Annotated in this window: 11 protein-coding genes; 5 read left to right on the top strand and 6 right to left on the bottom strand. The window is 40.0% G+C overall.

The window, feature by feature from the left end; translation table 11 throughout:
- Positions 1-152 precede the first annotated feature (152 nt).
- The 5 genes from ccmE to ccmA are packed head-to-tail and all read right to left on the bottom strand — an operon-like array spanning position 153 to position 2,941.
- On the bottom strand, positions 153-650 hold the full coding sequence (ccmE, locus tag AB4128_RS20545; protein WP_055026518.1) for a cytochrome c maturation protein CcmE: 498 nt from the start codon (positions 648-650) through the stop codon (positions 153-155).
- Entirely contained in the window at positions 650-847 is a 198-nt protein-coding gene (ccmD, locus tag AB4128_RS20550) for a heme exporter protein CcmD (RefSeq protein ID WP_055026527.1), read from the bottom strand. The genes ccmE and ccmD overlap by 1 nt, the downstream gene beginning before the upstream one ends.
- Positions 847-1,593: a heme ABC transporter permease gene (locus AB4128_RS20555; RefSeq protein WP_055026519.1), complete on the bottom strand. Its 747-nt coding sequence runs from the start codon at positions 1,591-1,593 to the stop codon at positions 847-849. The genes ccmD and AB4128_RS20555 overlap by 1 nt, the downstream gene beginning before the upstream one ends.
- Before the next feature lies 1 nt (position 1,594).
- Positions 1,595-2,281, bottom strand: a complete 687-nt coding sequence (gene ccmB, locus AB4128_RS20560; RefSeq protein WP_055026520.1) for a heme exporter protein CcmB — start codon at positions 2,279-2,281, stop codon at positions 1,595-1,597.
- A 9-nt stretch (positions 2,282-2,290) separates the two neighbouring features.
- Complete coding sequence (gene ccmA, locus AB4128_RS20565; protein WP_282168096.1) at positions 2,291-2,941, bottom strand: cytochrome c biogenesis heme-transporting ATPase CcmA; 651 nt, start codon at positions 2,939-2,941, stop codon at positions 2,291-2,293.
- Positions 2,942-3,263: 322 nt separating this feature from the next.
- On the opposite strand from ccmA, the gene AB4128_RS20570 reads away from it, so the two are divergent.
- Positions 3,264-3,557, top strand: coding sequence for a cytochrome c5 family protein (locus AB4128_RS20570; RefSeq protein ID WP_055026522.1), 294 nt, complete (start codon positions 3,264-3,266; stop codon positions 3,555-3,557).
- An 81-nt stretch (positions 3,558-3,638) separates the two neighbouring features.
- Here the strand turns inward: AB4128_RS20570 and ccmI are convergent, their stop codons facing one another.
- The gene (ccmI, locus tag AB4128_RS20575) at positions 3,639-4,898 is read right to left on the bottom strand and encodes a c-type cytochrome biogenesis protein CcmI (protein WP_372038795.1); all 1,260 of its coding nucleotides are present in this window, start codon (positions 4,896-4,898) and stop codon (positions 3,639-3,641) included.
- A 429-nt stretch (positions 4,899-5,327) separates the two neighbouring features.
- Here ccmI and AB4128_RS20580 point away from each other — a divergent pair, with 429 nt between their 5' ends.
- From AB4128_RS20580 to AB4128_RS20595, 4 genes are read left to right on the top strand one after another with little or no spacing between them, the layout of a single operon-like run.
- Positions 5,328-7,304, top strand: a complete 1,977-nt coding sequence (locus AB4128_RS20580; protein WP_080917152.1) for a heme lyase CcmF/NrfE family subunit — start codon at positions 5,328-5,330, stop codon at positions 7,302-7,304.
- A 15-nt stretch (positions 7,305-7,319) separates the two neighbouring features.
- On the top strand, positions 7,320-7,871 hold the full coding sequence (locus tag AB4128_RS20585) for a DsbE family thiol:disulfide interchange protein (protein ID WP_055026524.1): 552 nt from the start codon (positions 7,320-7,322) through the stop codon (positions 7,869-7,871).
- Between the two features lie 2 nt (positions 7,872-7,873).
- The gene (gene nrfF, locus AB4128_RS20590) at positions 7,874-8,365 is read left to right on the top strand and encodes a heme lyase NrfEFG subunit NrfF (RefSeq protein WP_055026525.1); all 492 of its coding nucleotides are present in this window, start codon (positions 7,874-7,876) and stop codon (positions 8,363-8,365) included.
- The gene (locus tag AB4128_RS20595; protein ID WP_372038794.1) at positions 8,362-8,916 is read left to right on the top strand and encodes a TlpA disulfide reductase family protein; all 555 of its coding nucleotides are present in this window, start codon (positions 8,362-8,364) and stop codon (positions 8,914-8,916) included. The genes nrfF and AB4128_RS20595 overlap by 4 nt, the downstream gene beginning before the upstream one ends.
- Positions 8,917-9,312 lie beyond the last annotated feature (396 nt).

Genomic DNA, 9,312 nt, shown 5'->3' on the forward strand with positions numbered 1-9,312 from the left:
GGCTCACTGGCTCACTGGCTTATAGCTTGGATAGTTCTAATAATCAGTCCTCTGAGTTATGAACCTATATGTGCAAGTAAACCGATCGAGTACCAAATTTAAGCCAAAAAAAATGCCAATCATGAGATTGGCATTTTATTATTCAAACGAGATTATTGGTATTTATAACCTTCGGTTTGCTTCTGTTCTGAATAGTCTAGCTTTTCATGGGTCTTACCCATTGCTTCAGCGACTTCAGGCGGCATATAGTTTTCATCATGCTTAGCGAGCACTTCTGTAGCTTCAATAGTGTCTTCGCTAATCAACACACCTTGTGCAACGATACCTTGTCCTTCACGGAATAAGTCAGGCAATAGGTCATCAAAAGTGACAGTAATTGCACCACCAAAAGCATCATGAATTTCAAACTCTACATGTAAGCTATTTGGGTCACGAACCATGGTTCCTTCTGTTACCATGCCACCAACTCGAATGCGTTGGCCGATTTCCGGTTTCTCACCTGTATCCTTCTTACCATTGACGATTTCATATGGAGTAAAGAATAAGTTCAAGTTTGAGTTAAGTGCATATAATAGCAATGAAGCAATACCAGCAACACCAGCAATCAATGCAACGGCAAGTGTGAGTCTTTTTTTACGTCTTGAGTTCACTATCTACTACTCCTAGTTTCTTTTAGGCGGTCTTCTCTTTCCATCTTTTTAGCGATTTCCAGTAAGACTTTCTTTTTTTGGCGAAGGCTTAAGAATAATAAGATTCCTAAACTGCCGAACGTAACACCGTATGACAGCCATACATAAAAAGCATAGCCGCCCATGTTTAAAAATTCTGAAAAAGATTCGAATTGTATCATTTCGATGCCTCCGCTTTAGCTAATTCTCTTACCCAAGGGCGCATACCATTTCTAGCTAAAATTTCAGCTTTGTAGCGCACTAATGTTATTGCACCAATCATTAGACCGAAACCAAAGATATTGATTAGCAGTGGTGCAAGCATTTCCATCGGCATTGCAGATTTTTCGGTAATTTTAATCGTTGCAGGCTGATGCAAGCTACTCCACCAATCAACCGAGTACTTAATAATTGGAATATTAATGACGCCGACAATTGCTAGAATACCAGCTGCACGAGCTGCTAGTACTTTATCTTCAAAAGATGCATATAGTGAAATGACACCTAGATATAAGAATAGTAGAACTAATTCTGAAGTTAAGCGCGCATCCCATACCCACCAAGTGCCCCACATAGGTTTACCCCATGATGCACCCGTTAATAATGCGATGAAGGTAATGACTGCACCAATTGGTGCAATTGAAGCAGCAACCCAGTCAGCAGTCTTAATTTGCCATACAATGCCAACGAATGAAGCTGATGCCATAGCCATGTATGCAGCCATTGACATTGAAGCCGCTGGTACATGGATATAGATAATTCGGAAACTTTCACCTTGTTGGTAATCCATTGGCGCAAACAACATGCCCCAAATAGTACCAACACTGATCAGCAATATGGCTGAAAAAGCAAACCAAGGTAATAGTGTTCCTGCTAATTTATATGCACGCTCTGGATCAGCGTAAGAATGAAGCCATTTCCACATATCAGTTTGTACTCACTCGTAATGATGCACCAATAGCAAATGGTGCCATAATTAATGATCCGACCAACATTGCACCAATAATGGCAAGTTGTCCGGTATAAGGTAAATTTAATCCTGCTGCATCTATAGCACTAGTTGCAAAGATTAAAACGGGTATATAAAGCGGTAAAATTAGCAAGCTAAGTAATACACCGCCTTTTCTCAAACCTACGGTTAATGCAACACCGATAGCTCCTAGAAGCGAAAGCACTGGGGTTCCCACTGTTAAGGTGAGTATCAGTGCAGTATAGCTATTGCTTTCTAAATGCAACAATACTGCTAATAGTGGTGCTACCAAAATCAATGGTACACCAGTTAAAATCCAGTGAGCCAATACTTTTGATAATACTAATATAGGCAAAGGCTGCGGACTTAACAGCATTTGCTCTAAACTACCGTCATTAAAATCTGCTTTAAATAATCGTTCTAGTGATAACATCGAAGCCAGTAGCGCTGCAACCCAGATAATGCCAGGTGCAACTCTAGAAAGAACCTGAGGTTCTGGGCCTATCCCTAATGGGAATAAGGTGACAACTAAAACGAAAAATAATAGCGGATTGAAAATATCGCCACGATGCCTGACCGCAATTTTTAAATCCCGTTGCAACAATGTCAGGAATGCTTGAGTGTAACTGATGCCTCTTTTCATTGTTGTACCTTATACGAAACGATAGTCTAATTTGATCTTGCGAAGGACATCATCGGTTATCAGACTCATGTCTTGGTGAGTGGTCATGATTACGCAGCCACCTCTTTGAGTATGTTCGATAAACAATTGTTCCAACTCTTCCACACCTTTTTTATCAATTGCTGTAAATGGTTCATCTAAAATCCAAATACGACAATTAGTGTGCCAAAGGCGTGCTAGTGCAGTCCTTCTGTGTTGGCCTGCTGATAAATGTCCAGCGAGTGCCTCTTCGAAGCCGCCTAGATTAACTTTTGCGAGTAAATCATAACTATCAAAGTCATCATACCCGCTTAACCTTAAATTGAAGTTAAGGTTTTCATCTGCTGTTAACTCACTTTTAACACCTGCTAAATGACCAAGGTAAAGTAAGTCTTCATTAAATTCGTCACGGCATTGGTTAATGTCGGTATCAATGTATTGTATTTCGCCAGCGTAAGGTCGGGACAAGCCGGCAATTATACGAAGTAAACTGGTTTTACCTGCACCATTTGGACCTTCGATTTGGACAATGTCACCAGCATTAATTTCAAAACTTAATTGATCAAAGAGAATGCGGTCTTCACGAATACAAGTTAATTCGTTTGCCCTGACTAACGTTTTCTGTTGATTGCTGTCTGTCACTTAGCCCTCGTTAATGAGTTGAGGATGAATACACAATGAATATTAACATAAACACAATTAAGGGTTTAGCATTCAAGTCATCTATGTGCTAGGTATTTGAAGTGGTTCCAATAAAATACATCTTATGTGAACTTTTTCATGATTCTCTAATATATTACTGTATATCGGTTTATTGTCTTATTTTGAATGAGAAGGTGAGATTCTTATCACAAAAAGGTGAGTTTTATTGAAGTTTGTAGTAATCTGATGACGATTTAATAAGTCTGCCTGGTTGAAAGGTGGCATTGAGCTTTGAATTTATTTGCATTTAGGAACGATGAACATGAAAAAATTATTAGCAATGACTGCAGTTGCTGCATTGACTTTGTCTTCGAACGTTTTCGCTCAAGATGGCGAAGCTGTTTATAACAAAGCGTGTCAAGTATGTCACAGCATGGGAGTTGCTGGTGCACCAAAAGCACACGATGCCGCTGCTTGGGAGCCTCGTTTAGCTACTGGTATGGATGCATTAGTAGGTACTGTTAAAACGGGTAAAGGCGCTATGCCACCAGGTGGCATGTGTACTGACTGTACAGATGAAGATTACCAAAAAGCAATTGAGTTTATGTCTAAGTAATATTTAGCAGACTCAAAAAAACCGGCCTATAGCCGGTTTTTTTATGCGTACAAATTAATACGCATTCAGTAGATTACTAATTTACTGTACAACAGTATCTAAAGTTAGAGTCGCTTCTTTACCGACTTCTACAGAAGCTACAACACCTTTTAAGTCACCAGTTTGAGCTTTAACGCTACCGTGTTTAGATAAGACAGCAATGATTTCGACATTTTCTGCATTGCTTAACTTAACATCACCACCCATAGACGTTGTATCATCTAATGTGACCGTAGTAGGTAGGCTGTTTGCGCTAATTTTGGTTGCTGCAAGTGGTACTTTAGGACCTTGAGTTGAACGAGCAAAGATAAACACCATGTCAGTTGAACTGACTTTATCAGCTAGCTCTGGTGAAATAACAATCTCTACATCTACAGTCTTAGCTGAAGTCCCTTGTGACATTGGGTTATGGTTACTGTCATTTGGCATAACGCCTGTTTCAGCAGAAATTCTCATTTTAGCTGATTCAATTGCATTCATTACTGCTGTGCGGTCAATATCGCTACGTCCACTATCTAAGATAGCTTGCCAAGCTGTAATCGCCGCTTGGTAGTCAGCTGTAAAGAATGAATCCATACCGACAAGCAGTAATGTTGATGGATCCTGTGGATCTAACGCCAATGATTCATCTACTAGCGCTTGGATCTGAGGATTCATTTGTTGGCCATTTTTGTAGTACATAGCTGTCGCTTTAGGACCAAGCAACTCTGCAGCTGTACCAACTAATTCCATTACTTTATCAAATGATGCAATAGCATGATCAAACTGATTAGCTGAAATATATGCATGACCTAAACTGAACCAAGCTTGGCTATTTTCAGGATCTGCTTGAACTTGTTGCTCCATCATCTGCACGCGTTGAGCCATGATTTGCTCGTTCGTCATACCTTGGTGCGGGCTTGCTTCAGCTTGTGGTGGATTAGCTATCTCTTTATATGCACCAAGCTGTTGATAGAAATATCCAGAAATAGCTAAAAGACAAATAGTCATCACTGATGGCCATAAGATCCCTTTCGCTTTTATTTTCGTATCAAGCGAATCATCGCCTTCTTGCTTCATATCTTGTAGAAGGCCAATTTCGAGTTCTTTTTTTAGTGCATCGAACTCTGCTTGATCAAGTAAGCCTTCTTCGAGTTCTTTTTCCAGAACGCTTGCACGTTCATTAAATAGCTCTAAGTTTGTTTGCTTACGCACGCCTGATTCTTCAGCAGATAACATTTTTTGCTGACGAAAATGTGGTACCCAAATCAGCATTAAACTGATTACTACGACAAGAGTAATAAATATCCAAAATGTGGTCATTGTTTCAATATTCACTTTTAGGTTGCTGAAAAAACAGGGCGGATTTGCCGCCTTACTTGAGCTAGATTATACGTAAAGATGATTCATTGAACAGTAATATACGATATAACCGAGCCAGAATCGTCATAGTTGGGCACTGGTTCACAGATTATTAAGCAATAAAAAAACTTACGAAACTAAAGTGAACTTTTTCTGTCATATGCTGAACAGTTGATAACTAGGTGTTTTTACTCTCCATTTTTTTGAGAATGAGACAAGTCACCCAGTTTTGCATGAAAGTGGCAGACATAAACAACAGCAACTACTAAAATATACACAAAATTCGTATTAGCTAATGTTAATATCACTGTTTTAAAGCATTATGTTAGATATGCGTTGGTTTAACCTTTTATATGGTTAAGGCAACTTTTTTAAAATTGAGGAATACCCATGATCCCAGAACTTGGACACTTCTCGCTCATTATCGGTTTGGCTTTCGCCATTCTTTTAATGACCGTGCCGTTATTTGGTGCAGCCCGTAAGGACCAGTATCTCGTAAGATATGCTTGGCCTATTTGTTACGGTATGTTCTTTTTTATCACTCTTTCGGTCATCAGCTTAGGCTATAGTTTTGCTGTTGATGATTTCTCTGTGGCATACGTTGCACATCACTCCAACTCACAACTTCCTATTTTCTTTAAAATAGCGGCAGTTTGGGGTGGCCATGAAGGTTCATTACTTTTCTGGGTATTTTCACTAACGGTTTGGGCTGCTGCAGTTGCTACCTTTAGTAAAGGCATGGAAGAAGTATTCATCGCTCGGGTGCTTTCAGTACTTGCAATGGTGATTGTTGGTTTCACATTATTTATGATTCTAACATCTAGTCCATTCGAACGTATTTTCCCAATTCCAATGGAAGGTCGCGACTTAAACCCAATGTTGCAAGATGTGGGTCTTATTTTCCATCCTCCAATGCTTTATCTGGGTTATGTTGGTTTTGCTGTTAGCTTTGCTTTTGCTATTGCTGCCTTAATGAGTGGACGTTTAGATTCTGCATGGGCTCGTTGGTCACGTCCTTGGACATTAGCAGCTTGGGTATTCTTAACAGGCGGTATCTCTCTTGGTTCTTGGTGGGCATATTACGAACTAGGCTGGGGCGGATGGTGGTTCTGGGATCCAGTTGAAAATGCATCATTTATGCCTTGGTTGATTGGTACCGCACTTGTTCATTCACTTATCGTGACTGAAAAACGTGGTGCCTTCCGTAACTGGACGGTATTACTTTCTATCTTTGCTTTCTCGTTAAGCTTACTTGGTACCTTTATCGTTCGTTCTGGTGTATTGACCTCTGTACATTCATTCGCAGCAGATCCTAGCCGTGGTATGTTTATCTTACTATTACTCGGATTGGCGATTGGCGGCTCCTTAACCTTATTCGCATTACGAGCAAGTGAAATGAGTAGCCCAGCTCGATTTGAATTAAAGTCTAAAGAAACCTTCTTATTAGTGTGTAACGTGCTACTGACAGTTGCTGCTGGTACTGTGTTACTTGGAACACTATACCCACTGCTAATTGATGCATTAGGTATGGGTAAGATTTCTGTAGGACCTCCATACTTCAACTCAGTATTCGTGCCTATCGTACTAGTGCTATTTGGCTTTATGGGTATTGGCCCGATCATCCGCTGGAAGAAATCTAAAGCGGGTGAAATTAAGCGTCAGCTACTTATCCCAGCAATCGTTGCTGCAGTGGTAGGCCTTGCAACACCGTTTATCGCAGGTAACGAATTAAACCTTTGGGTTGTATTTGGTATTGGTGCTGCGACATGGGTAGCATTGGCAACCTTCAGAGCAGCTTATAACCTACTGACTGATAAAAACGGTAAATTTACCATTAACAAGATGGGCCGTAGCGAAATGGGTATGATCATTGCTCATTTAGGTATTGCTGTTTCAATTGTGGGTGCCACTATGGTATCTAACTACTCAATTGAGAAAAGTGTTCGTATGGGCCCTGGTATCAGTGAAGAGTTAGCCGGTTACACCTTTAACTACATTGAAACTAAAAATGTGGTTGGTCCAAACTACACTGCGCAACAAGGTCAGATAGAAGTTTATCAAGATGACAAGTTTGTCACATTATTGCGACCAGATCGTCGTCAATATAATGTACGTACAATGGATATGACTGAAGCAGGTATTGATTGGGGCTTATTCCGTGATTTATATGTCACGATGGGCGACCCATTAAGTATGACTCAATTTGCTGTACGTCTTAACTATAAACCATTTGTGCGTTGGATTTGGTTTGGTTCAATCTTTATGATGGTAGGTGGTTTCCTCGCAGCGTCAGATAAACGCTACCGTGTAAAAGAAACCAAAACTGCTAAAGATGATGCAGAACAAGCAAAATTAGCGACTGCTTAATATATCGGAGAAAATATGAAAAAGTTGGTGCTGTTTATACCATTGGTATTGTTTTTGGGGATGGGAGTTTTTCTATATCAAGGGTTATTCTTAAATCCGCAAAAGCTGGATTCAGCACTAGAAGGAAAGCCGGTACCGGCTTTCCAACTTGAACGTCTCGAGACGCCAGGTGAAATACTAACGGAAGCGGATTTAAAAGGTGAAGTGTCATTAATCAATGTATGGGCAACGTGGTGCCCAGCTTGTAAATATGAACACCCATATTTAATGATGCTAGCCCGTCAGGATATTTTACCGATTTATGGTATTAACTATCGTGACGAGCGTGGACCAGCTATCAGAGAATTAAGCCGTGAAGGTGATCCTTATGCGATTAACATTTTTGATAAAGATGGCCGTTTAGGTTTAGACCTTGGCGTATATGGCGCACCAGAAAGTTTTATTGTTGATCATAACGGTATTATCCGTTTTCGCTATGCAGGTCCGATTGATCGCAATGTTTGGAGTGAAACGCTTTACCCAATGATTCAACAATTACAAGCTGAAGCTAAGCAAGACGGAGTATAGGAATGAAAACATTAAAAATACTTGCTGGGTTTGTGGCAAGTTTAGTTTTGGCTTTCAATGTTATGGCAACTCCAGTAGATACTTATGAATTTAAGTCTACGGATAATCAAAAGCGAGCATTAAGCTTAGCGCATGAATTGCGTTGTCCACAGTGTCAGAATCAAAACTTAATTGATTCTAACTCTCCTGTTGCTCAGGACTTAAGACTTGAAGTCTACACAATGGTAGATGAAGGTAAAAGTGATGCTGAAATCGTTGATTTCATGACAAGCCGTTATGGTGACTTTGTACTATATAAGCCAAGATTAGATCCAAAGACCTATATTTTATGGCTTGGGCCATTTGTATTAATGCTGATCGCACTTTATGTTGCATTGGTTGTGGTTCGTAAACAGCGTGGTAAATCAACAGCTGCTCCGGAAATGTCTGAAGCAGAAAGAGAAGAACTCGAGGCGCTGCTAAAAAGCAAACCAAGTGAAGGTGAAAAATCATGAAAGCCGTGATTAAAGCACTCGTGTTTAGTGCATTAGTCGTAACGGGTATTGTTAATGCTTATCCTGGAATGGAAAAGCAACAACAGCATGTTAGTAATTCAACTTTAGATAAAATCAATGTACTTGAGAATCCTTTTCCAATTGCACACATAGGTTTTAGTGATGCAGAAGGTAAAGAAGTCGATTTTGAAGCGCATAAAGGTAAAGTCGTTATCGTCAACATGTGGGCGACCTGGTGCCCACCTTGTGTAAGAGAGCTACCAGCACTAGACCGACTAGAACAAAGCCTAAGTAAAGATGAATTTGTCCTTATGCCAATCTCGATCGATGCTGAAGGTACAAAACAAGTTAGTCCATTCTTAGAGTCAATTGGTCTAGCGTCGTTTAACTCTTATTACGATCCAAGACAAAACCTACGTGAAGTGTTTCCACTAGACACAATACCAGCGACCTTTATCTTGAATAAAGAAGGAGAGCTTGTCGCTTACGTTAGAACTTATGTTGATTGGGATGATAAAAACGCTATCGCTTTTTTAGAGCAGTTTCAGTAATACATATATAGAAGACAAACTACAAAGCTAAGTATTGCGTTTAAATTAAGCAAAATTACGCAGAATTGATTAAAAAAGATCGCTTTTGATGAAAAACTCATCAAGCGATCTTTTTTTTGCGTTTTTATTACAAAAAGCCCTTGCACGGTTTCATAATCTCCCTATAATGCGCATCCACTGACACGGCAACAGGCACTAGCCAACACTGAGTCAGCTTGATTTGAAGCGGTTTTAACCACCTTAAATCAACGGCGAAAAGAAGTTTGAAAAAACACTTGACGCTGGCAACGGGAAGTGTAGAATACGCATCCCTGACCAACACGGTCAACGCTCTTTAACAATCAAACAAGTAAATCTGTGTGGACACTCACAGGTATTGAGTTAATCGAAATTGCT

This window comes from Shewanella sp. 10N.286.52.A9, assembly GCF_041468985.1.
In the GTDB taxonomy this organism is placed as follows: Bacteria; Pseudomonadota; Gammaproteobacteria; order Enterobacterales; family Shewanellaceae; genus Shewanella; species Shewanella japonica.

What these genes read in the sequence shown, in the direction of transcription:
- ccmI (WP_372038795.1), bottom strand. Translation starts at nt 4,898, where the DNA reads ATGACCACATTTTGGATATTTATTACTCTTGTCGTAGTAATCAGTTTA.
- ccmB (WP_055026520.1), bottom strand. Translation starts at nt 2,281, where the DNA reads ATGAAAAGAGGCATCAGTTACACTCAAGCATTCCTGACATTGTTGCAA.
- nrfF (WP_055026525.1), top strand. Translation starts at nt 7,874, where the DNA reads ATGAAAACATTAAAAATACTTGCTGGGTTTGTGGCAAGTTTAGTTTTG.
- AB4128_RS20580 (WP_080917152.1), top strand. Translation starts at nt 5,328, where the DNA reads ATGATCCCAGAACTTGGACACTTCTCGCTCATTATCGGTTTGGCTTTC.
- AB4128_RS20555 (WP_055026519.1), bottom strand. Translation starts at nt 1,593, where the DNA reads ATGTGGAAATGGCTTCATTCTTACGCTGATCCAGAGCGTGCATATAAA.
- AB4128_RS20570 (WP_055026522.1), top strand. Translation starts at nt 3,264, where the DNA reads ATGAAAAAATTATTAGCAATGACTGCAGTTGCTGCATTGACTTTGTCT.
- AB4128_RS20595 (WP_372038794.1), top strand. Translation starts at nt 8,362, where the DNA reads ATGAAAGCCGTGATTAAAGCACTCGTGTTTAGTGCATTAGTCGTAACG.
- AB4128_RS20585 (WP_055026524.1), top strand. Translation starts at nt 7,320, where the DNA reads ATGAAAAAGTTGGTGCTGTTTATACCATTGGTATTGTTTTTGGGGATG.